The 22195-nt window shown below is 53.9% G+C and carries 20 protein-coding genes; 3 read left to right on the top strand and 17 right to left on the bottom strand.

Annotated elements, in window-relative coordinates:
• Positions 1–351 precede the first annotated feature (351 nt).
• Complete coding sequence (locus ACJJI8_RS11715) at positions 352–1143, top strand: hypothetical protein (protein ID WP_444932476.1); 792 nt, start codon at positions 352–354, stop codon at positions 1141–1143.
• A 74-nt stretch (positions 1144–1217) separates the two neighbouring features.
• Here ACJJI8_RS11715 and ACJJI8_RS11710 read toward each other — a convergent pair whose 3' ends face one another.
• Both ACJJI8_RS11710 and ACJJI8_RS11705 read right to left on the bottom strand, forming a co-directional pair.
• The gene (locus ACJJI8_RS11710) at positions 1218–1979 is read right to left on the bottom strand and encodes an SDR family oxidoreductase (protein ID WP_413664719.1); all 762 of its coding nucleotides are present in this window, start codon (positions 1977–1979) and stop codon (positions 1218–1220) included.
• Positions 1980–2063: 84 nt separating this feature from the next.
• Positions 2064–3095, bottom strand: a complete 1032-nt coding sequence (locus ACJJI8_RS11705) for a DUF481 domain-containing protein (protein ID WP_444932475.1) — start codon at positions 3093–3095, stop codon at positions 2064–2066.
• A 241-nt stretch (positions 3096–3336) separates the two neighbouring features.
• On the opposite strand from ACJJI8_RS11705, the gene ACJJI8_RS11700 reads away from it, so the two are divergent.
• Positions 3337–3642: an MGMT family protein gene (locus tag ACJJI8_RS11700; protein WP_413664717.1), complete on the top strand. Its 306-nt coding sequence runs from the start codon at positions 3337–3339 to the stop codon at positions 3640–3642.
• 20 nt (positions 3643–3662) lie between these two features.
• Here the strand turns inward: ACJJI8_RS11700 and ACJJI8_RS11695 are convergent, their stop codons facing one another.
• From ACJJI8_RS11695 to ACJJI8_RS11660, 8 genes are all read right to left on the bottom strand, one after another.
• Positions 3663–4934: an AmpG family muropeptide MFS transporter gene (locus ACJJI8_RS11695; protein WP_413664716.1), complete on the bottom strand. Its 1272-nt coding sequence runs from the start codon at positions 4932–4934 to the stop codon at positions 3663–3665.
• Between the two features lie 236 nt (positions 4935–5170).
• Entirely contained in the window at positions 5171–6544 is a 1374-nt protein-coding gene (locus ACJJI8_RS11690; RefSeq protein WP_444932474.1) for an AmpG family muropeptide MFS transporter, read from the bottom strand.
• Positions 6545–6610: 66 nt separating this feature from the next.
• Entirely contained in the window at positions 6611–7183 is a 573-nt protein-coding gene (locus ACJJI8_RS11685; RefSeq protein WP_413664714.1) for a YbhB/YbcL family Raf kinase inhibitor-like protein, read from the bottom strand.
• A gap of 15 nt (positions 7184–7198) precedes the next feature.
• A complete protein-coding gene (locus ACJJI8_RS11680) occupies positions 7199–8185 on the bottom strand; it encodes a threonine ammonia-lyase (protein ID WP_444932473.1) in 987 nt (328 codons plus the stop codon).
• A 113-nt stretch (positions 8186–8298) separates the two neighbouring features.
• Positions 8299–9726 (bottom strand): aldehyde dehydrogenase family protein, encoded by a 1428-nt coding sequence (locus ACJJI8_RS11675; RefSeq protein ID WP_444932472.1) that lies wholly within the window; start codon positions 9724–9726, stop codon positions 8299–8301.
• Between the two features lie 238 nt (positions 9727–9964).
• Entirely contained in the window at positions 9965–10840 is an 876-nt protein-coding gene (ampE, locus tag ACJJI8_RS11670) for a regulatory signaling modulator protein AmpE (RefSeq protein ID WP_444914474.1), read from the bottom strand.
• Positions 10841–10929: 89 nt separating this feature from the next.
• Positions 10930–11487: a 1,6-anhydro-N-acetylmuramyl-L-alanine amidase AmpD gene (gene ampD, locus ACJJI8_RS11665; protein WP_413664710.1), complete on the bottom strand. Its 558-nt coding sequence runs from the start codon at positions 11485–11487 to the stop codon at positions 10930–10932.
• A 190-nt stretch (positions 11488–11677) separates the two neighbouring features.
• Positions 11678–14155: a DUF1631 domain-containing protein gene (locus ACJJI8_RS11660; RefSeq protein WP_444932471.1), complete on the bottom strand. Its 2478-nt coding sequence runs from the start codon at positions 14153–14155 to the stop codon at positions 11678–11680.
• 433 nt (positions 14156–14588) lie between these two features.
• Here ACJJI8_RS11660 and nadC point away from each other — a divergent pair, with 433 nt between their 5' ends.
• Positions 14589–15443, top strand: a complete 855-nt coding sequence (gene nadC / locus ACJJI8_RS11655; protein ID WP_444932470.1) for a carboxylating nicotinate-nucleotide diphosphorylase — start codon at positions 14589–14591, stop codon at positions 15441–15443.
• Between the two features lie 27 nt (positions 15444–15470).
• Here nadC and ACJJI8_RS11650 read toward each other — a convergent pair whose 3' ends face one another.
• The 7 genes from ACJJI8_RS11650 to ACJJI8_RS11620 form a co-directional block, all read right to left on the bottom strand.
• Positions 15471–16220 carry a sulfite exporter TauE/SafE family protein gene (locus tag ACJJI8_RS11650; RefSeq protein WP_444932469.1) on the bottom strand — a complete coding sequence of 250 codons (750 nt, stop codon included), beginning with the start codon at positions 16218–16220 and terminating at the stop codon, positions 15471–15473.
• The gene (gene ccoS, locus ACJJI8_RS11645) at positions 16221–16406 is read right to left on the bottom strand and encodes a cbb3-type cytochrome oxidase assembly protein CcoS (protein ID WP_108732140.1); all 186 of its coding nucleotides are present in this window, start codon (positions 16404–16406) and stop codon (positions 16221–16223) included.
• Between the two features lie 34 nt (positions 16407–16440).
• Entirely contained in the window at positions 16441–18873 is a 2433-nt protein-coding gene (locus ACJJI8_RS11640) for a heavy metal translocating P-type ATPase (protein ID WP_444932468.1), read from the bottom strand.
• A complete protein-coding gene (locus tag ACJJI8_RS11635; protein ID WP_413664705.1) occupies positions 18870–19394 on the bottom strand; it encodes a FixH family protein in 525 nt (174 codons plus the stop codon). The genes ACJJI8_RS11640 and ACJJI8_RS11635 overlap by 4 nt, the downstream gene beginning before the upstream one ends.
• 85 nt (positions 19395–19479) lie before the next feature.
• Positions 19480–20898: a cytochrome c oxidase accessory protein CcoG gene (gene ccoG, locus ACJJI8_RS11630; RefSeq protein ID WP_413664704.1), complete on the bottom strand. Its 1419-nt coding sequence runs from the start codon at positions 20896–20898 to the stop codon at positions 19480–19482.
• A gap of 139 nt (positions 20899–21037) precedes the next feature.
• Positions 21038–21946: a cytochrome-c oxidase, cbb3-type subunit III gene (gene ccoP, locus ACJJI8_RS11625; RefSeq protein WP_444906137.1), complete on the bottom strand. Its 909-nt coding sequence runs from the start codon at positions 21944–21946 to the stop codon at positions 21038–21040.
• On the bottom strand, positions 21946–22179 hold the full coding sequence (locus tag ACJJI8_RS11620; RefSeq protein WP_444932467.1) for a cbb3-type cytochrome oxidase subunit 3: 234 nt from the start codon (positions 22177–22179) through the stop codon (positions 21946–21948). Before ACJJI8_RS11620 ends, ccoP begins: the two co-directional genes overlap by 1 nt.
• Positions 22180–22195 lie beyond the last annotated feature (16 nt).

Raw genomic sequence — 22195 nt, 5'->3', positions numbered from 1 at the left:
ACCAACTGTTTTTTTATGGAAACAGCCAGGAGTAGATGGCCATCAATGGAACTATGGAAATGATATTTCTCCAGGGCACCCCTGAATAATTCCGTAGTACCTCTGGCTTGCAGAGCGATTCACAACCAATGTGCGGCTTCGTAGGAATATCCAATCCCTTTAGGAAGTCACAACTCCAGATGTGGATCGCTATAAAAGCCCTGTAGCGGTATTGCGGCAATAATCAGGGACTCCTTAAAGAATCAAGCCAACAACACCCCCAGCTATCATACTTCATTGAATAGCTGAAGATACTTTTAACAGTAGGCTCAACAGCTATTTCTATTCCGGCTGGCAGAAAACTACCAACCTATGGACAATTTGCTCTCATCTCTTGGCGGGTTAAACCTACTGATACAAGTGCATACCATCTCAGCAATCATACTGACGATATTTCTCATCCCCCTGACGCTCTTAATGAAAAAGGGAAGCCGCTATCATCGGGCGTGCGGTATTACCACGCTTCTACTCGCCCTGGTTTTTTCTGCCAGCGCCTTGATGATGCTGTTTAACCCAAATTTAATCCCACACCTCAAGGCAGACATCCCCGAATACCCGATTGATACAGCCTATGTTTACAACATCCATTCCGACCTACTGTTAATTGGGCTGGCTTCCATATTTATCTATTCAATCTATTCCGCCTATCGCATATGGCCCCGTATTAAACATTCTACGGACGGAAGAATAACATCCAATGTGATTGACTGGGTCCTTGCAGCAGTCGCTTTATGGGTAACTATTTTCTACCTCCAGATGTTCTTCTACGACATGGATGAACACCCAGGTTACGCCAATATCTACTTAGCCCCCTCAGTATTGATGCTGATATTTGCAGGGCTTGATTTCTATACGTTTGTTTTCCGCCCGACAATCTATGGCAAGCCCTGGTGGGCCTTGCATATGAGCAAAATGTTGTATGCATGGTCAGCACTGATCAAAGGGTTTTTACTCAGGGATTTCCACCTGACGCTAGATCGAACCGTCCTGCATGAGATAGCATCCATTGTTATTTGGCTGTCCATCTCACTTCTCGTCTATTTGTTTTACAGGAAGAATCTCAATTCCAGATACGCTAAAAAAGAAAAGATCGAAAAAACTTAGCAAACCTTTATTGGAGCAGGAACAAAAAAAGGGTGAACTCAGTTCACCCTTTTTTTGCTGGGGAAGAGGGAAGCTTACAAGCGCGCTCCGCCATCAATATCTATCACTCGACCGGTGACATAGTCGTTCTCCAGAATAAACGCTACTGTCGAGGCGATCTCATCCTGCTCACCCAACCTGCGCAGGGGCACTTGTTTTACCAGGCTCTCAAGAATTTCAGGGCGCATTTGCGCAACCATATCGGTACCGATAAAGCCCGGGGCAATCCCGGCAACACGCACGCCGTAGCGCGCCAGTTCGCGTGCCCAGGATACCGTCATCGCTGCAACACCCGCTTTACTGGCGGAGTAGTTGGTCTGCCCCATGTTGCCTGCACGGGACAAACTTGAGATATTGACCATCACCCCACCCTTGCCGCTTTCCGCCATAATGCCCGCAGCAGCACGGCCACAAAGGAATACACCGGTAAGATTCACATCGATCACAGACTGCCACTGTGCCAGGGACATGCGATCTGTCACTTTGCCGTCTTTACACTTGAGCAACATGCCATCGCGCATAATGCCGGCGTTATTAACCAAAACCTGGAGTCCGCCAAAGTCTGCTGCGATTTTCGCAAAACCGGAGTCCACCGCTTCCTCATCGGCAACATTGATCAAGTAACTGCGAGCCTCAGCACCGAGCTTTTCACAAGCTGCAACGCTGTCTTTCAGGCCTTCCTCATTAACATCGATCAGGGCCAGGCGGGCGCCCCGCGCAGCCAGATACTCGGCCATGGCTCGGCCCAACCCCTGGCCCGCACCGGTAATCGCAACAATACTGTCAGCGATTTGCATATTGAACTCCTCGTCGTCGCTCGTTTTTTAGATTTATCGTTTATGACTGCCTTCGAACCTGCCCTATGCTGGCTCGAGGGGGAATTACCATTCGTAACCGACACCAACGGTCACTTTGGTATCTTCTTTTTCACTTTCCAGGGAGGGCGTATTGTCGTACTGCCACTCGTAACCGATCTCCATCAGCACACCTTCAACCAGCGGTGTGCGCACCCCCAGCTTGGCGTTAGCTTCGTAGTCGTTACTGTGATCAAAGGATTGTAAGGTTTCCTGGTCGAAATAAATTTCCGGCCCAAGGGAAAACTTGTAGCGGTAGTTAAGTGCAATTCGACCGGCGACATAGCGCTCATCTTGGTCTTCACTCAACTCTTCGTCGATAAAACTCTCGTGCAAGCTACTCAGACCACCTTCGAGGGAGAAAGTGGTTTTACTGGTATCGTAAAACAGATAACCCATACCGAGACCGAGGGTAGTTCCCAGGTCTAAGTTCTGAGCCTCTTCCCTTTCCAACTCACTATTAGCAGCGGCAAACCACTTCTCAGCAAAGATCCAGCGAAGATCATAATTGAGCTGGTATTTTTCCAGGTCACCTTCTTCCTCATTGTCCTGGTTCTGATACACAGAGCCGATTAGATGGTGGAAATCTCCATGGCGAATATCCAAGTTTATACTGGCATCCAAGTCTTCACGTTCACGGTTACCACTCTCGAATACGCCCCCGGCGGTAACATTACCGCTGAATAACACCGGACTGGTGGTAAACGTACTGTAAGGCTCTGCTCGTTCAATGCCCGGAAAATCGATCAGCCAACCGCGACCTTCAGCGCAGTACACTTCCCAGCGCTCCTGGCGGTGGCCGGCCAAGGTACAGGGTTCATCCCTGCCGGCAATTTTGATGTCGGTATCGATATCCATCGACACCACTTTGGATTTGTCGACTTTTACCTCACCAAAAGTCTCTGACTTCCAAGTGACCTGATCCTTTTCCACAAGTACCAACTCACCTTGAATACGATCGCCATTTTCCAGGGTCAGCACACCGGCATGGACCTGGAAGGGCACAAGAAATAAGAGAGTTCGAGCAAAGAACCTGGGGAGTCGTGTCGATAAAACCACTAAGAAACCTTGGACTTTTTAGGTGTATGAACGGTGCAAATAGCCGCAGTAATCGCACCATGATGCCATAACTAGAATCATGTGGCACGCTGTCACAACAGAGGCTTTGCGCCAGTAACCTGTGACCTTGCAAGCTGGTAAAGTATCCATTAACGGCGAATAAAAATCTCGGTTTCAGGAGATTTCCAAGTAAAAAATTGCGCCCAGTCAACGTAGTTCGCCGATATTTAGAGCTTTTTTTATGGAAAAACAGAACTCGCTGGAAAGAATATGCCAGGCCTTGGCGGCGATCCCCAAAGGGCGGGTTGTCACCTACGGGGACTTGGCTGAGATGGCCGGCTACCCACGCGCTGCGAGACTTGCAGGTCAGACCCTGCGTAAATTACCCCGGGGTACCAAGCTACCCTGGCACCGGGTGATCAACGCCCAGGGGCGCATCTCCCTGCCGGAACCCGGCGCCAGCCGCCAGCGTGAAAGACTGGAAAGAGAGGGGGTCATACTGCTGAAAGGGCGAGTGGATATGGGCAAATACCGCTGGAAACCTTAGCCCCAATCGCATACAGAAAACTACGCTACCTCATCAGCCCCCCAGGGCGCGACCCAAAATAACAGGATCATTCCAGGCACCGCCAGAACGGCACACAGGAGAAAGAAATGTGTCCACCCCATTCCCTCCACCAAATAGCCGGTGGAGGCATTGGCGAAGGTGCGCGGGAGCGAGGTCAATGCTGTAAATAAGGCAAATTGAGTGGCGGTGTGCAACTTGCTGGTAGTTCGAGCGATAAATGCAATAAACACCGCTGTCCCCAACCCCACCCCGAGATACTCAAAGGCAATTACTATCGCCAATAGCCAGAGGCTAGGATTGAAATCTGGAGTGCCCACCAGCTCGCCATTCACTTCAGACAAAATCATAAATCCGAAAATTGAAACCAGCTGTACCACCCCGAAAATCCATAGGCACTTATTAATCCCGATTTTTACAATTAATAAGCCGCCAAAGAAACCGCCAATTACCGCAGGCCACAAACCGGCATTCTTTGCCACTATGCCGATATCCGTATTGGAATATCCCATATCCAGGTAATAGGGCGTCGCCAGTGCCGTAGCCATGCTATCGCCGAGCTTATATAAAAACATAAAGGCCAGTACGAGCACCGCCTGTTTTACGCCATTGCGATTAAAGAATTCGACGAAGGGTAAAACAATGGCCTCGCGCAAAGATTTAGGACGACCTGCTGGATGGTCTGGCTCAGCCACCATCAAGGTCATAAAGACGGCAATCAACATAAAGGCCGCGGTAATCATAAACACCTGGTCCCAGGCCAGGTGGTCCGACAGGATCAAGCTGAGGGATCCCGGAATCAAGCCGGAAATACGATAGGCGTTGGCGTGAAAGGAATTGCCCAGGCCCAACTCCTGGTCTGGCAGAATCTCTCGTCGGAAAGCATCCAGGACTATATCCTGGCTGGCGCTAAAAAAAGCCACGGCAAAGCAAATTGCGGCAATTGACCAGATATCAAACTGGGGACTGAACATCCCCAGGACGCCAATGGAAACAATCAGTAACAGCTGCATTACCAGCATCCAGCCCCGCCGGCGGCCTAGCATCGGGAATGCGTAGCGCTCCATCAGCGGAGACCAGATAAATTTCCACGTATAGGGTAATCCGAGCAATGCAAAAATACCGATAGTGGCCAGATCCACGCCTTCGGTACGCAGCCAAGCGGGCACCAACTGTATCAATACAAAAAGAGGCATCCCCGAAGAGAAACCGGTGCCAATACAAATCAGCATACGCCGATTAAACACCGCCTCCCGGATGGTTTCGTGGGCCATAGTTTGTCGCTTTTATTCGCTGAGCATCATCTACCAGTGATACCCGACCCAACAGGCAACAGACACACAATCAAACATAAGGGCGAGTCTATGGAGGGGTGGGTTTCACCTTTACAACCACCATAGACACAAGCCGGGCAGAATGCCCGGCGAAGAGTTTTGATATGACATAGGGATTTAGAAAAGAGCTGAATTCAGGATCTACTCTTAGAGAGGAAATAGCATCCCTGTAAACCTTAGGTAGTGCCCGCTCCCGGCTGAACTTCTTCTTCCGGCCAGTCGCGCTGCTCGCGGCGCCAAAAATAAATGGACAGCAGAATGGCTGGTATTCCCATAAGCGCCGCATAAATAAAGAAGTAGGCATAACCCTGAGCATCCACCACTATGCCGGAAAAACCACTGATAAATTTCCCCGGCAAGGTCATCAGGGAGCTAAACAAAGCATATTGAGTGGCGGTATAAGCTTTATTGGCAAGACTGGAGAGAAACGCAATCAGTATCGCATTGGCAATTCCTCCACTGATGTTGTCCGCACTAATTACCAGCGCCAACCAGGCTTTATCGGGACCGATCACAGCGAGTTGGGCAAATAACAGGTTGGTACAGGCGACCATAACCGAACCCAGTATCAGCGGACGCACAACACCGTATCGCACCACTAACAGCCCACCTAAAAAAGAACCGATAATGGTACAGAAGAAGCCAAACAGCTTGCTGATTTCAGCGATTTCCGTTTTGGTAAAGCCCAGATCCAAATAGAAAGGATTGGCCATCACCCCCATCGCAATATCACTTAAACGGAAGATGCCGATAAATAACAACAGAATGATTGCAAAGCGGCCATTGCGCTGAAAAAACTCGATAAAGGGGCAGGCCACGGCGCGAATAAACCACTGCTTCATGCGACCATGCTCCCCCTTGCCCAACAGGCGCTGGGCCCACTCGCTTTGCAGCTCATCGGCTTCTTTGTTTACCTTGCTGTGATCGGGCTCGGCAATAATCAGAGTGGTAATCAGGCCCACTCCCATCAATCCAGCCATCGCAAGATAAGCACCGGACCAGCTAAAGATATCCGCAATAAACAGGGCGCCCGCTCCGGCTATCAACATTGCCACCCGATAGCCAAATACATAATTGGCAGCCATAGCGCCCTGGTAGTCGTCATCCATGGCCTCAATTCGATAGGCATCAATCGCTACATCTTGAGAGGCCGAACAGAAAGCGACCCACAGGGCCAGTAGGGCTACGTGCATCAGGGAGAGCTGGGGATTTACACTGGCCATACCTATGAGGCCAATCGCTATCCCGATTTGGGATACCAGCATCCAGCCCCGACGCTTGCCCAATTTATCCGTGAAAAAAGGCAGACGCAGCTGATCGACAATAGGGGCCCAGAGAACCTTGATCGAAAAGGTGATCCCCACCCAGGCAAAAAACCCGATGGCGGTACGGCTGACACCGTAGTCCCGCAGCCAGGCAGTCAAAGTAGAGAAAACCAGCAGTAATGGGAGGCCGGCGGAAAAGCCGAGGAAAAACATGGTGAGTACACGGGGCTTCAAATAAGCGGCCAGCGCTTGCCCCCATGTCATTTGCTTTTGTGAGTTGGTCAAGCGCGGGCCTCCAGAGCCTGAGTCGCTGCAACAGGTGTTCCTGTGCAGCTAAATTAGTTTATTTATTCAGTGGCCCCACAAAACTTCCAGCTCCGCTTCGGCCAACTTATTGGCATTGATATTGAAGCCAACTTTAGCAGGAGAAGTGTTTTCATCCAGCGGCAGGGATTCCACTTTCAAGGCATAGACACGAAAACGATAGCGATGATCCCCGTGCCCTTTGGGCGGGCAGGCACCACCGTAACCGGAATTACCATAATCATTGCGCCCCTGCACTGCTTCTGGAATCAGGCCGTTTTTCAGATCACCGGCCCCTTCCGGAAGATTGGTAGTATCCACTGGGATATTAAATACCACCCAGTGCCACCAACCGCTGCCGGTAGGCGCGTCGGGATCGTAAGCGGTAATAGCAAAACTCTTTGTGCCCTCCGGTGCCCCACTCCAACTCAATTGGGGAGACAGGTTCTCACCGCCGCAGCTGCCATAAACATGAGCCATGGGCATTTTCTTTCCAGCTTGTAGGGAGCTGGATGACAGTGTCAGCTTCTCAGCAATCGCGTTGGTTCCAGTCAGTGACAGCGCAGCAGCACAAAGCAGCCCGGCCAAACCCCGGCCGCCCTTTTTCAATAAATGGCTCATATCCCAGTTCCCCTTTTAGTTTTCTTCACTGGACAGCAGTGGGCCCACTTTGTCCAGATCCATATTTCCGCCGGTCAGAACAACCACGACATTCTTATTGCGAAAGCGCGCGCTGTGCTCAATGATCGCAGCGAGACCCACCGCAGCCGACGGTTCTACCAGCTGTTTGGTTCGCGTCCACAATAGCCGCATCGCATTGACGATACCAGCTTCGCTGACTGTCACAATATCCCGCACCGTGCGCTCAATAACGGCGTAATTTTTGCCGCCCAATGTTGTGCGCAGACCATCGGCGATCGTATCGGGCTGTTGTGTGGTGATATGAACGCCACCGCGCAGTGAACGCTGGGCATCATCCGCTCCGGCGGGTTCCGCACCAATTACCAGAATATCGGGGGCAAGCGCAGCCATAGCCAATCCCACGCCGGACAAAAGTCCACCGCCTCCCACTGGCGCCACAATCACGTCTGGAGCAAAGCCCTGTTCGCGGCTCTGCTTGAGCACTTCCATGGCTACAGTGCCCTGCCCAGCAATAATGCGCTTATCGTCATAGGGCGGGACTTCGTGCGCACCGGTTTCCTCAAGTACCTTTGCCAAAGTGGATTCGCGATCAGCCAGGCTGGGGCCCGAAGTCACTACCTTCGCGCCATACTCCTCAACCGCCATGCGTTTTGTCTTGGGAGCCGTTTCGGGCATCACCACCGTACAGGCCAATCCCCGCTGGGCTGCTGCCCAGGCGAGCGCCGCACCGTGATTACCGGACGAATGGGTGGCAACTTCCTCGACCCCGTCCGGGAGCAGCGAAAGCGCATTAGCCGCGCCCCGCGCTTTAAAGGCACCCACTTTCTGCAAGTGCTCACACTTAAACCACAAATTGGCACCCGTCAGCTCGTTCAGCTGCCGAGAGCTGAGCAGAGGGGTCTCGTGTACCATGCCTGCAATATTTTGTGCGGCACTAAATACATCCTCACTGGCAGGTATCTCGTTGCGATCCAGGGGCATAACACTGTGTATCCTTTTCGACTACATGGGAATAATCCAGCTTATCCACCGCCGATAACATCCAGTGTTCTACGGAGCAGGCACAGTGGAAAACCGTGCCTGTCGATAAGGAATTATTTGCTGAGCATACGCAGGAATTTCATTTTCCTGTCGTTGAAGGGTGCATATCGTATATCGATATCGAGGATATTTCTGCGCCGCATTACGGCCTTGTAATGACTGAAAGTGCGGAAGCCATGCTCTCCATGGTAGGACCCCATACCGCTGGCACCGACGCCTCCAAAAGGCAGGTCCTGGGCCAGCATAAACATCATGCAGTCATTCACGCAGGCGTTGCCGGAGCTGCAACGGGATAGAATCCGATCCGCCAATGCTTCATCCTGGGTAAATACATACAAGGCCAGGGGCTTCTCTCGCTCATTGACAAACTCCTCCGCTTTGGAGAAATCATCCAGTTCAATAATGGGGAGTATCGGGCCAAAGATCTCCTCCTGCATAACTCCCGCAGAGAGATTGACGTTGCGCATTATTGTGGGCGCCATATAGCAGTCGTCCACATCGACTTCACCGCCAAATACCACCTCTCCATCCCCCAGGTAATCCGACAGGCGAAGGGTGTGCTGGCTGTTAATAATGCGCCCATAGTCGGCAGATTCTCGCGGATGCTCCCCATACATTTCCCAGAGCACCCGCTGCAACATGGGGGTGAGCCGATCGGCTGTACGCCGACTACAGAGAACATAATCCGGGGCGATACAAGTCTGCCCCGCATTGGTAAATTTACCCCAGGCAATTCGCCGTGCAGCCACTTCCAAGTTGGCATCATCGGCAACAATACAAGGGCTCTTTCCGCCGAGTTCCAGGGTTACCGGAGTCAGGTATTTAGCCGCCGCACTCATTATGATTTTGCCGACCCGGCCACCGCCGGTGTACATAATATGGTCCCAGCGCTGCTCCAGCAGCGCCGTGGTTTCTGCCACACCACCTTCGACACACGCAAAGGCATCATTGTCGAGATAACGCGGTAATAATTCTGCGATTAACCGGGAGGTTGCGGGCGATAATTCAGAGGGCTTTACCACCGCGCAATTGCCAGCGGCAATCGCCGGTACCAACGGCGATAACAATAATTGCAGCGGATAATTCCAGGCACCGATAATCAGCACAACACCCAGCGGCTCCGGTTGCACATAGCTCTTGGCCGGCTGGGTCATCATCGGCGATTGGACCTTGCGCGGGCGCACCCATTTCTTCAGGGACTTCAGGGTGTGATCGATATCGTTGTAGAGAAATGAAATTTCAGTGAGGTAGCTTTCCTGGGGAGCTTTGCGCAAATCATCGCGAAGGGCTTGGACAAAATGTGCCTCGTTCTCGGAGATCATCTTGCGCAGCTGAGACAGTTGCTTGCGCCGCCAACTCAATTCAGTGGTGCTGCCGCTGCGAAAATAGGTTCGCAAGCCCGCCACTAATGTGGCTGCGTTCCAATCATTTGCCCTAGCCAGATCTGACAACATTTGCGGTTCCAATACCGAAAATTCCAAACCCTACTTCCTCCAATGAGTATAAGCCGTCGCAGGCAATGACTAGCTTCGCTTTATTGATATGGCAAAGCACCGAAGTCCGGCCGCTGGGGCGCGCAATTTCGTAGGAAGGGGGGGATAAGTCAAGATAGGAAGGAAAGAAAATTTTGAAAATGGCGACAAATTCAACAATCGCCCCAGAAGACAAAAGTAGCTCTGGGGCGATGGTACAGGCATTACGGAGTTATTCAGAGGCTCCTTAAATAAACAGAACCAGAAGGGCCAAACCAGTGATCCACAGAAGCAAGGTTCTGGATAGCAGCGCTTGAAGCCCCTCAATCTCCGCACCACTTTGGCGCTGCATCTGAGACAGATCGGAGCCACCACTGCACTCACTGGCGTCAATACCGCCGAGAGCTCCTTCCAGGTAGGCCTCGAGAACCTGATCGGTATGGCTCTCACGACACATCAACACCCGGCGCCAGGCGCGGTAACAGCCTGCAAAGTTACCCACAATGGCAAAGCTCAGCCCCATAACACGGACCGGCAGCCACTCTAACAACCACAACCAACGCGCCGCCGTCGCTTCTTCGGAGGAGCCCCGGGTATTTTCTGCGTACAAAGCACTCAAGCGGAAGAGAACTGCCCCGGGAATACCCAACAAAATAAACCAGAACAGCACAGCGAAGAGTCTCTCAAAGGCGCAGTAGGCAGCGCCGCGAAATACCTGTTCATGCAGACAAGTGTCATCGGAGGGCGCTTCGTGTAACTCGCGCAAAATGGGCGCCGCCGCTTTGGTGGCACCTTCCAGGTCTCCGCTATACCAGTGACGCAGGTAATTTGCGACGATATCGTTGAAGTTGCCGCGACCGAGACAATAGAGCAGCAGTGGCACCCCCAACAGCAAGTAGCCCAGACCGCCCGCAGCGCCCTCTGCCAGCGTCATCGCAATTGCAGAGATCAATACTGGAACCAGGATAGTGACACCAAGCAGCAGACCGCTATTGCCATTAATACTGGGCAATGCCTGTAAGTACTGACTCCAGCGACTGAACCAACCATCGCGATGTAACGGAGCCCCTGAGCCCCAGATTTGCACCAGGGCAACGGTGATCAGAACAATTAACAGAGTCATAAATAATCCGAGACTGTTTCAGTTATCAAAATCGTGCTGCGGCTCCTGTTACAGAAACCCTTCCCACTTTTATGGTCCGCTACTGGGTATCAGACGATTTCTTTCAGCTTGTTGAGGTAGCGCTCCCAGTCAAACCCCGGACCCGGGTCCAATTTCCTTCCGGGAGCAATATCCGAATGACTGGCAATTCTATCGATATCAATAGCGGGATAAGCTTGCATAATCGCAGCACTCACCTCGGCAAGTGCGTGATATTGAGAGTCGGTGTAAATATCGGTATCCAAACCTTCCAGCTCAATACCAATGGAAAAATCATTGCAGTTAGTGCGACCTTTAAATTCGGACTTGCCCGCGTGCCAGGCACGACGATCAAGGGGCACGTATTGAGTTACCAGGCCATCGCGGTCGATCAAAATATGCGCAGACACCTGTAACGCAGCAATATCGGCAAAATAGGGGTGTGCATCGATATCCAACTGCCCCAGGAAAAAGGCATCAATGTAGGGGCCGCCATACTGTCCGGGCGGCAAGCTGATACTGTGAATCACCAATAGATCCACCGCACAGTCTTCCGGGCGGCTATTGCAATGAGGACTCGGAACCCGGCGCGCGCCCGCCAACCAGCCAGACTCCACTTGATATTTCAATCTGCGATCTCCGCTGCAACCTATTGATAGCCCCGGTATCGCCCGAGGCTTCAGCAGTTACCATTCTATGGAAGCGTTGATCGATATGCCAATCTGATCGGAGCAGTATCGCGACATAACTTGCGGAAAACCACTGGCCACAGAGTATCCCTGCTAAATACTCAACGTCCGCTCGTTAAATTCCTGAAAATTAGCGCTGCTCACTGCGCTTCTTGCGCACATTGCCAATTACGGACTGCAGCGCCCGCTCAAACAACATGCCGTCATCTAGCGGCAGCAGTTGTGCCGAACGCAGCGCATGGGCCAGCTCTAGTCGGGCGAATTCAGCGACTTTGGCGCCATTGCGATTAACGAAGATAAACTGGTCGATATCGCGAATTACCGCCGCCAGACGACAACGGAACTGCTCGTCCTCAGAGCGCTTCAGCTCGAACCAACTGCCCTGTGCCAGGCGGAAGGTCATCTGCCAGTGGGGATCATCTTCGTCAAGGGGGGCCAGTCCATCCTGCTCCGGTGCAGCCACCTCTGCGTCGGCAACTGCCTGCTCAAGCTCTTCCATCTGCGGCACAGCCACTTCCTGGGGCTCGGCTTGGACAGCTTCAACAGGAACTTCAGCTGGCTCATCTGGAAGTTGGTCTTCGGCAGTGTCTGAAATCACTTCCCGGGTAACCACAGTTTCAGCGATTACCGCTTCAGTCACTGCAATTTCATCAACCGTAGCTTCAGTAACATCAGCGGGTCCGGCATCAGTAGCAGTTTCCTGCTCCACGACAGGGGCAACAGGCTTGTCAGCAACATTATCAGCAACAACAGGCGCAGGCTCAGCAGATTTCGCTGCGCGCACTTCGCGGGCAACCTGCTCTGCCACTTCACGTTCACGCTGCTCAGCCAATTGCTGGGCCAGGGCAAAGCGCTCGCGATAAACTTCTTTGAGGCCGGTGAAAAGGGTACGCGCTTCGAAAGCGTTATAGGAAAGCGCCTCAATTCCCTCGCGCAATCTCTCCTGCAAAACAGGCAGTAAGCTCAATAACTGTTTGCGGGAATCCGGCATTGGGGCCTGCACACTCCACACGAGATCTCTCGCTGTGCGCACGTCGCGGTTCCAGGCGTCGCTCTCTGTTCCCTCTTTAACACAGGTCAGGAACAGCACGTTGTTCCAAACTTTGTTCAACCAATCCTGTACCACCTGTGGCAGATCCCGCTCTGCAACCAAGGCATCCATTACTGCGGCAACCCGTGCGCGGGCAGCTTGGGTTTTAGCCCGACCATCCGCCTCATCGACAACGCGGCGCTCCAACATCTCGGCACGCTTGCGCTCGCGGACGATAAATTCGCGCAGGGATTCCAGCAAAACGGCAAAGATATTGATATCCCGATCAAACTCATTAAGCACGCGCTCAACAATTTCGGATATCTCTTTATACAGGGGATCGGATTCGTAGTTATCCCCCGCCTGCCATCCGGTAGCGGCATCGGCCAACTCGTTCAGCAATTTGCGCGCAGGGTGGCCGCCTTTACTGAAAAATGACTTGTCTGCAATGGCTACTTTCAACAGCGGCAGTTGCAGGCGGCCCAGAAGTGATTTGATTTGGGTGGCAAGGCTGCGGTCCTCCAGGATAAAGGAAAACAACATCTCTACCAGCTTGATCACATCGCTATCGACTTTTGCCAGCGAAGCGGCTTGGTTGGAATCCACCAAGCGCTGCTGTAGCAATTCGCCCACATTCAAAAGCTGTACCGCACTTCCACCTTGATAGTGGCTGCCACTTTGCAGCGCACCCAAGTGGGAAAGCAGATCCCCTGCAGGCATTGGAGTAACACCTGCGGCTGCGGGCACCAATCCTGGAGGGAAGTGCCCCGTAGCTGCGACTCCACCTTGTACTGGCTGGCTGCCAGCCTCTACACCGCCGGCACTACCAGTGGGGGCACTGGCGGCGTGGGGAGCGCCGTTGTAGGCCGAGCGCTGCCTGGCTACTCGCTGCTGCTCACGCAGAGATGGCAGTACGCCCTGCTCTACAAGTAATTGGTTACAGAATTCATAGAAGTCCCGCAGCTGCAGCATGACCACCTGCTCGAACTTTTTCAGCAGCGTGAGGCGAGCGCGGATAAAGAGGTCCAGATCCTGAATCGCTTCTACAAAGGCGTCACAGATTACGTCTGGCCCCAGAGGGTTGTTTTTGTCGTACACCTTAACGGAGTAGAGCGTATCGAGCCTCATGCACAGCTCGGTAAGGGGCTCAGCGAAATCGCGCTTGGCATTGGCCACCATGGTATCGGCAGCGACCAACTGCTCCAGGTCATCGTTGTGAACCAGCGACAGGTTATCTGATGCGAAACTGCTTTCCGTCTTTTCTTCCTGGCGGACCTGAAAAGCGCGGGAGACGTTCTGGATAAAGTGCTCGGCAATATTGCGGCGCTCAACGCGCAGCAGGCGCAGTGCCTGGAAAAGTCCATCCTGCTCCTCCTGGCCATGAGCTCGCTCAGCCATTGCAAACAGGGAATCATCCACCTTGCCAAACAGCGCTTTAATCCGCTCCAGCAGCTGTGCCGTCGCTTTGTCCTTCAGCATTGTTACTGCGGCGGGCAGAACAGGGGGCTTACCTGATGCAGAAATATTTCGCGCTCCACTTTTCTCTGAGAGGGAAACTACCTTTCTGGATTCACTCATTTCCAAGAGGTCCTTCGAATGCCGTCCGACTTGTAGCGCTGAGGCCAAAAGCAAAAATTAGTGAGTGGAAAAGTGGTCTCCCAAGCGGAAACGGGGGCTTTCTGTTCCCCGTTAACCACATTCCCAAACTGTTGAAATCCCGCCGCGATCATGCGCGAAAAATCTGCCGAAGTTCTTGATTTCACTCAAGTTTTGACCGCGAGAGAACAGCGTTTACCGGCCCTGCTCTGAAACAATTCAGGCTGCGATCAAGCCTAACTCTTCGGTCATTCTACTCGCGTTATAGGACTGTTTTACACAGTTCTGCGACATATTTGAGACACTTGTCACAGCTATTCGTAGAGCCAACTGCTACTTGCCAATGACTGAGTTCAGCAGTCAAAACCCCGAGTGTTTTGGTAAACTGCGCCGGCGTTAATTTCGAGGTTTCCCAATGCGACCACAAGACACGGCTATTCCCAATATCACTGCCGACCTGCAACGCTCAGTTCAGGTGGCCCTGGAAGAAGATATTGGTAGTGGCGATATCACCGCCCAGCTGATCCCAGAGGACCGCAATGCGCGGGCCCTGGTAATCACCCGCGAAGATTGCACTCTGAGTGGTCGCGCCTGGGTAGAGGCTGTATTCCACGCCCTGGACCCGGAGCTCGTCCTCACCTGGCACTTCGAGGACGGCGACCGTATCAGCGCCAACGCCGTTATTTTTGAGCTGGAAGGCAATGCCCGCGCTATCCTGACCGGCGAGCGCGCTGCACTGAATTTCCTGCAAACCTTATCCGGTACTGCCACAACCGCTGCGGAGTTCGCCGCGCGAGCTGAAGGCACTGAGGTGAAGATTCTCGACACCCGCAAGACCATTCCCGGTCTGCGCAGCGCACAGAAGTACGCCGTACTTTGCGGTGGCTGCCACAATCACCGCATCGGTCTTTACGACGCCTTCCTGATCAAAGAGAACCATATCTTCGCCGCCGGTGGCATTGAACACGCCGTCGCCCAAGCGCGAGTGATCAAGCCTGAAGCCCTGATTGAAGTCGAAGTGGAAAATATTGAAGAGCTGGAGCAGGCGCTCGCCGTCGGTGTGGACGTGATTATGCTCGACGAATTCAATGATGAAGACACTAGAACGGCCCTGAAACTGGCCAAAGGCAAAGCCAAAATTGAGCTTTCCGGCAGTGTCGACCGGGATCGCATCGCTCAGTTAGCTGAACTGGAAGTGGACTATATCTCTTCTGGTAGCCTGACCAAGCACCTGCGCGCTATCGACCTATCCCTGCGGATCGATCTCTAGCGCCCACAGGACCCATCATCACTGCGCTTAGTGATGGTGATGATGGTGTCCCTGCTCTTCCGTGTCTTCTGCGGGAGCTTCCATCCCGCTCATCTGCCCGTGGTTGGCGTGGTCTCCGTGTCCACCGTGGCCCATAGCCCCCCAAATGGTCCAGATACCAAACAGCAAAATCGCTGCGGCGAAACCATAGCGAACCCCCGGCTTTTGCACTATGCCACGCACCTGTGCCGCCGCAGCACCAGTAGCCAGCATGGCCGGCACAGTGCCCAAACCAAAAGCAAACATCGCCAGGGCAGACCGCTCGGCACTGCCCTGGGCCAGGGCGAACGTCAGCGCGCTATAAACCAAACCACAGGGCAACCAGCCCCACAGGGATCCCAATGCCAATGCCTGCCCCGCAGAGCGCACCGGCAATAATTTGGCCGATAGTGGCTGCACATAGCGCCAAAGGTAGCGGCCCCCTTTTTCAATCCAAGCCAATCCCTGCCAGATACCGCCGATGTACAGCGCCATCAGGATCAACATGATCCCGGCAGCAAATCGCAGCGGAGTTAGTGCCGGCAGTATCGCCGCACCGAGGGCACCAGCGAGCGCTCCCATCAGCGCATAGCTACCCAGGCGACCCAATTGGTAAGAGCCCAACTGCACCCAAGCAGTTTTTTTGCCCGGTACCGCCATACCCAGCGCTCCGGAGATTCCCCCACACATACCGATGCAGTGACTGCTACCCAAAAAACCGATAGCGAGCGCCGCTGCTAAAAAACCCCAGTCCCCCACTTACTTCTCCTGCTTCCTTTCCGCGTCAGATTTATCCTGCTGAACATCATCGTCATCAAACAAAATGCGACGACCTTCCGTTTCCAGGTCGTCGTACTGTCCGTTATTCACGGCCCAGAAAAAGAGCTTCACCGCAAAGCCAACCAAAATCACCGCAATGGGAATCAGGAAATACAGACTTTCCATCAGTTACACCTCCTCTCTTTCTGTGAGCACGGGATTAAGCCGCAGCGCCCACAGGGTTTTCGTCGACTTCCTGTCCACGGGACAGACGCAACGCATTTAGCACTACGATCAGAGAACTCAGGGACATACCGATTGCCGCAGCCCAGGGCGGCACCAGACCGCAAAATGCCAGCGGCAGGGCAATCACGTTGTAACCCAGAGCCCATGCCAGGTTTTGCCGCACAATTCGGCGGCACTTGTGCGCCAGCTCTATAGCTTTGGGCAGCACTTCGAGATCTCCGTTCAGCAAAATGGCATCGGCGCGGGACTGGGCCAGATCCGCCGCAGACATCATCGCCACAGAGGCATCGGCACCAGAGAGCACTGGCACATCATTGATGCCATCCCCTACCATTAACACCTTCTCACCATCGCTTTGCAGCTGCTTCATATGGCTGAGCTTGTCCTCTGGCGAGGCACCGGCGCGGTAGTTGTCGATACCCGCTCGCCCTGCCAGCCGCTCAACTTCCGCAGACTGGTCACCACTGAGCAGTTCCACTGAAAGACCTTGCTCAGTCAAACCCTCAACAGCGGTGGTTGCCGAGTCCCGTAACTTATCCCCCAACGCAATCCAGGCAATAGGACCCAGGGAGTCGCCGAGCAGCAGCCACTGCCCCTCCCCTTCGGGTGTAGAAACATCCTCACTGGAGACAAAGCTCGCCTTACCCAGTCGGTAACTGTCCCCCTCGATCTGCCCTTCCAGACCAGCCCCGGTATGAACTTTCAGATCAGTGGCGATGAGATTGCCACGCCAGGCACGGAAGGCCCTGGCCAGGGGGTGATTGGTCTGGGATTCCAGGGCAGCGGCAACATCCTTAACCCGCTGCTCGCTCCAGTTGGCCCGCAGCAAATCAATATGCAGGATTCTCGGCTCACCGCGCGTCAGGGTACCGGTCTTGTCGAACAGCACCCGGCCGATACGCGGCAGCGTTTCCAGTAGGCTGCCTCCAGCCACAAGAAGTCCCAACTGCTGTAAACGCAGGGTGGCAGAGGCCAGGGCAGCAGGGGTTGCCAGCGACAGTGCACAGGGGCAAGTCACCACCAGCACAGACAGGGATACCCAAAAAGCGCGACTGGGATCGATTTGCCACCAGACAACAAACGCCGCTAGTGCCGCGAATAAAACGACACCGACAAAAATACCCGCGACCCGATCTGCCAGGGCCACTTGGTTGGGTTTATCTAACTGCGCCCGTTCTACCAGGCGCTCAATGGCGGACAGGCGAGTCGACTGCCCCGCTGCCGTAATTCGAATAGTCAGGGTGGAATCGCCGTTGACACTACCGGCATAAACCGGACTGCCTGCAGACTTCTGCTGCAGTGCCGATTCACCACTGAGCAGGGATTCATCCACACCGCTCACGCCCTCTAGCACCTCCCCATCGGCGGGGATAGTGTCTCCCGGGCGCAACAAGACTTTATCGCCAGCGGCCAATGCGGCAACCGGTACATGGACAATATCATCCCCTTGGTATTTGGCCGCCGTCATCGGCAGCAACTGGGCCAAACCACCGCTGGCTAAGCCCGCCCGGTGGCGGGCACGCATCTCCACCGTTCGTCCCAACAACAGGAAGAAGGTGAACATGGAGATAGATTCGAAGTACACCTCACCGGTGCCGAATACCGTGGCGTAAAAGCTGGCGACATAGGCCATACCAATCGCCAGGGACACCGGCACATCCATACTCAGGTGTCGGGCGCGCAGACTGCGCAAAGCGGCACTGAAAAATGGACGCGCCGCATAGAAAACCACTGGCGTTGCCACCAGCAGAGAAACCCAGCGGAAGTAGCGCTCAAACTCGCCGACGCCCTCTTCCGCTGCAGCACCAAAATACAGGGCGATGGCAAACATCATCACCTGCATGGTGCCGAGTCCAGCGACACCCAGGCGGCGCAGGGCGGCGCGGTGCTCGCTCTGGATCACACTTTCCTGGTTGGCCGCAGTAGCCGGGGCCGGCCGGTAGCCAATCCGTTCCAGTTCGCCAAACAGCTCACTGGGTTTGATCTTGTCGGGATTAAAACCGATCTGGGCACGCTGGGTACTGGCGTTGACAGAGACCTTCTCAATCCCGTCCAACTGCCCCAGGTGCTTTTCTATCAGCCACACACAGGCTGCACAGGTAATACCGCTAATCAACAGCGAGGCAATCTTGTTGCCGTTATCCCAATCGTGGACAAACTGCTGCTGCACTTCCGGCAAATCGTATGCCGCCCAGCGGTCCTGGGGTTGAGCTTCCTCCGGCCTGTCGCTCTCCTTCTCCCGGAAGCGATAAAAGCCATCCAGACCACCGGAAACGATAGCGCTGGCTACCGCCTCACAGCCTGGACAACACATATCCCGGGCGGCCCCGTCGATAACCACCGAGTGGTTGCTGCCGGGAGGGACTGGGAGTCCGCAGTGATAACAGGAGGAGGAAGACGAAGTCATTGAGTTACTGCGTTCAGTGGCGCGGCATTGCCGAGATCGAAGTTGATTTCACCTTTCAGGCGCCAGTTGGCGTCCTGATGCGCATCGGGATCGAGTTCCGGCATCAAGCGCAGATACCAGCGATTCCCAACGCCTTCAGGCAAAGTGCCCTGGTAGCGGCCCACGGAGAGCTGGGAGAGCTCGATATGCTTATCCAGGTCAGACTCCACTGGGTGGCTCAATGTGAGCAGTAGGGCCTTGGGGTAGTCGAGGTCGCCATTCAGCTCCACGACAACCGATTTTTCAGACGGCTGAAACTGGACCAAAGCGGCCAAACCCAGCTCTTTCGCACGCAAGTCCTGCTCGGCGCTGAAGTGATACATGCGGCTGTCTTTGTAGTAAGTATCACTGACTTTATCGTCAGCAAAGCGCACCGCTATCGAGACTGTAATTGTGGAGACAACCACCACTGTAATCAGTGGGGCCAGTACCATCCACGCCCAAGGTTCCCGGTACCAGGGTTTTGGGGTTGATTCATTCATCGCGTTACCAAAAAGTTACCGTTTGTGCACAAAAGTCGAGCCCGCCTGGGCGGGCCCGTACTTTGCAACGGGATTGGCGTCCCGTCTACTGCTTTGGACCAATAAACACCGTTCGGTGCTTATCAACCAGCTCAGGATTGTCGACTGCTTGGACAACAATCTCGATATCGTGCTTGGTATCCTTCAGCTGGTCTCTGGGAACGCTTACCCGAATGGGAACGGAGAACATCTCTCCAGGCACCAGGTAAATCGTCTTCGGCTTGCGAATGGAGTAATCGTATTCAGGCTTACCTTCCACCTTGATGGTGAATTCGTGGGGAGCCTGATCCATATTGTTGATTTTTACCGTGTAGACATTTTGCACCTGTCCCTGAGACTCACGGAACATACGAGCACCGCGGTCGCGAGTGATTTCTGCCTCGATAGGGCTTCGAGTCATCACTTGCTGTGCAAACAGGCCGGTCATCGCAACCAGTATCAACGCGTAGCCAAATAGGCGCGGGCGCAGGAAGCGGGTCTTTCCACCCTGCAATTCGTCCTCAGAGGTGAAGCGAATCAAGCCCTGCTCATAGCCCATCTTGTCCATCACGCTATTACACGCATCGACACAGAGGCCACAGTTGATACATTCGTACTGCATGCCGTCGCGGATATCGATATCCACCGGACACACCTGAACACACCAGTAGCAGTCGATACAGTCGCCCATACCTTCCGCCTTGTAATCCACGTTCTTTTTGCGCGGACCACGGGTCTCACCCCGCTTGGCATCGTAGTAAACCGCCAGCGTATCCTCGTCGTACATCACCGACTGGAAACGGGCATAGGGGCACATGTATTTACACACCTGCTCACGCAGGAAGCCGGCGTTCATATAGGTGGCAAAAGTGAAGAAAGCGACCCAGAAAACACCCTGCGGGTGCGCGTTAAACGTCGCCAGATCCACCACCAGCTCGCGCACACCGTAGAAATAACCCACAAATGCCAGTGCAGTTGCCAGCGAGATCAACAGCCAAATGGTGTGTGTGCCACCCTTGCGCAGAACCTTTTCCAGGTTCCAGGGGGCCTTATCGAGCTTCATTCGCTTGTTGCGATCGCCTTCACAAACCCTTTCTGCCCAGATAAACATCATGGTCCAGACGGTCTGCGGACAGGTGAAGCCACACCACACCCTGCCCAGCAAAGTGGTGACCGCAAACAGCGCGAAGGCGGCAATGATCAGCAGCCAACCTAGAAGGAAGCCGTCTTGGGGGCCGAAAGTAGTCCAGAAAATATGGAATTGGCGGGTGGGGAGATCAAAGAAGACCGACTGGCGCCCGTCGATATTGATCCAAGGTAGGAAGAAGAAAGCCAGCAGCAAAGGCAGGCCGGTATATTTGCGAACACGGGTGAAAACACCCTTGATATGTCGGATGTAGACTTTGTCTTCCGACTCATACAGCATGCGATAGCGAACTTCGCCATCACCTTCCTGTTCCTCACGGGTTGGAATTAAATCACTCACACAAACCTCACTCTCGCACGGGCACATCTTGTACGTGGGCCAGGTAGCCCCTTATGTTGAGGCTTTTTTCTCCGTCCCTGCAGCGCCCGGAGTCCCTTGATAAAACAAGGCCCAGCAAATGCCGGGCCTCAATAGTTAATTACTGCTTTTCTTCTTCCTGCTGCGACAGGCTGTAGACATAGGCCGCTACGAGGCGAATCTTGTCTTCACGCAGTTTATCTTTTTGCGCGGGCATCATATTTGTACGACCACCGCGAATAGTGTGTTGGATCTGTTCGCGATTGCTACCGTACAGCCAGATGTCGTCGGTCAGGTTCGGCGCACCCAGCATTTGGTTGCCTTTGGCATCCATACCGTGACAAGCCATACACACGGTGTTGAATACCTTCTGACCTTCGGCTGCCATGGCGGTGTCGTGCTCCAGGCCGTTCAGGGAGAGAACATACTCTGTCGCATTTCTAACACCTTCTTCACCGATCACCGGACCCTGAGGAGGCATCATGCCCTGACGACCGTTGTACAGGGTTTCCAGGATTTTCTCCGGGGTGCCGCCGTACAGCCAGGCGTTATCGGTCAGGTTCGGGAAGCCAAAGTTACCGCCGGCATCTGCACCGTGACATACCGCACAGTTGTTAGCGAAGATCCGGGAACCCATCTTGAGGGCTTCGGGGCTCTGCGCAATCTGCTCGATCGGCATATTTTCGTACTTACCGAAGGTCTCGTGGAATCGCTCCTGAGCCTTGGCCTGGGAAGCTTCCAATGCACCGACAGAAGTCCAGTTGCCGACACCTTTGAAGTTACCCAGACCCGGGTAAACCACCAGATATCCCGCAGAGAACACCAGGGTGGCAATGAACAACATGAACCACCACTTGGGCAGCGGGTTGTCGTATTCCTCAATGCCGTCGTAAACGTGGCCCGTGGTTTTGTTTTCCGGTTCAGCCTGGTCATCCACCGCCACTTTTCGGTTGGCGAACAGCACCCAGGTAATCAACGCCAGATTGGCGAGGGTGAGCACAATTACCCACACACTCCAGAATGTACTCATTACTTATCCTGCCCCTGTTTTCGATTGGCTCCGGGTTTATCCCCGGAATTGGATTCGTCCTGCTGAGCGGCCGACTTCTCCTTGTCGGCTTGTTGCTCTTCATCGGCAAATGGCAAATTGGCATCTTCTTCGAAGCGCTTCTTGCGCTTCGGAGAGAAGGCCCACCAGCAGATCGCCAGAAAAGCCACAGAGCCCAGAACCAGACCGATTTCCCGCAAAGTTTCAATAGTCACGAGTTTCCTTCCTCGC

It is taken from the genome of Microbulbifer maximicatervae (SeqCode), from assembly GCF_052467695.1.
Note: the sequence above shows the minus strand (reverse complement) of the source record. Positions and strands in the feature narration are given on the sequence as shown.

Coding starts and splice junctions, on each gene's coding strand:
- ampE (WP_444914474.1), bottom strand. CDS start 10,840: ATGACTCTGTTAATTGTTCTGATCACCGTTGCCCTGGTGCAAATCTGG.
- ACJJI8_RS11635 (WP_413664705.1), bottom strand. CDS start 19,394: ATGAATGAATCAACCCCAAAACCCTGGTACCGGGAACCTTGGGCGTGG.
- ccoS (WP_108732140.1), bottom strand. CDS start 16,406: ATGGAAAGTCTGTATTTCCTGATTCCCATTGCGGTGATTTTGGTTGGC.
- nadC (WP_444932470.1), top strand. CDS start 14,589: ATGCGACCACAAGACACGGCTATTCCCAATATCACTGCCGACCTGCAA.
- ACJJI8_RS11680 (WP_444932473.1), bottom strand. CDS start 8,185: ATGCCCCTGGATCGCAACGAGATACCTGCCAGTGAGGATGTATTTAGT.
- ACJJI8_RS11640 (WP_444932468.1), bottom strand. CDS start 18,873: ATGACTTCGTCTTCCTCCTCCTGTTATCACTGCGGACTCCCAGTCCCT.
- ACJJI8_RS11685 (WP_413664714.1), bottom strand. CDS start 7,183: ATGAGCCATTTATTGAAAAAGGGCGGCCGGGGTTTGGCCGGGCTGCTT.
- ACJJI8_RS11700 (WP_413664717.1), top strand. CDS start 3,337: ATGGAAAAACAGAACTCGCTGGAAAGAATATGCCAGGCCTTGGCGGCG.
- ccoP (WP_444906137.1), bottom strand. CDS start 21,946: ATGAGTACATTCTGGAGTGTGTGGGTAATTGTGCTCACCCTCGCCAAT.
- ACJJI8_RS11715 (WP_444932476.1), top strand. CDS start 352: ATGGACAATTTGCTCTCATCTCTTGGCGGGTTAAACCTACTGATACAA.
- ACJJI8_RS11695 (WP_413664716.1), bottom strand. CDS start 4,934: ATGGCCCACGAAACCATCCGGGAGGCGGTGTTTAATCGGCGTATGCTG.
- ACJJI8_RS11660 (WP_444932471.1), bottom strand. CDS start 14,155: ATGAGTGAATCCAGAAAGGTAGTTTCCCTCTCAGAGAAAAGTGGAGCG.
- ACJJI8_RS11710 (WP_413664719.1), bottom strand. CDS start 1,979: ATGCAAATCGCTGACAGTATTGTTGCGATTACCGGTGCGGGCCAGGGG.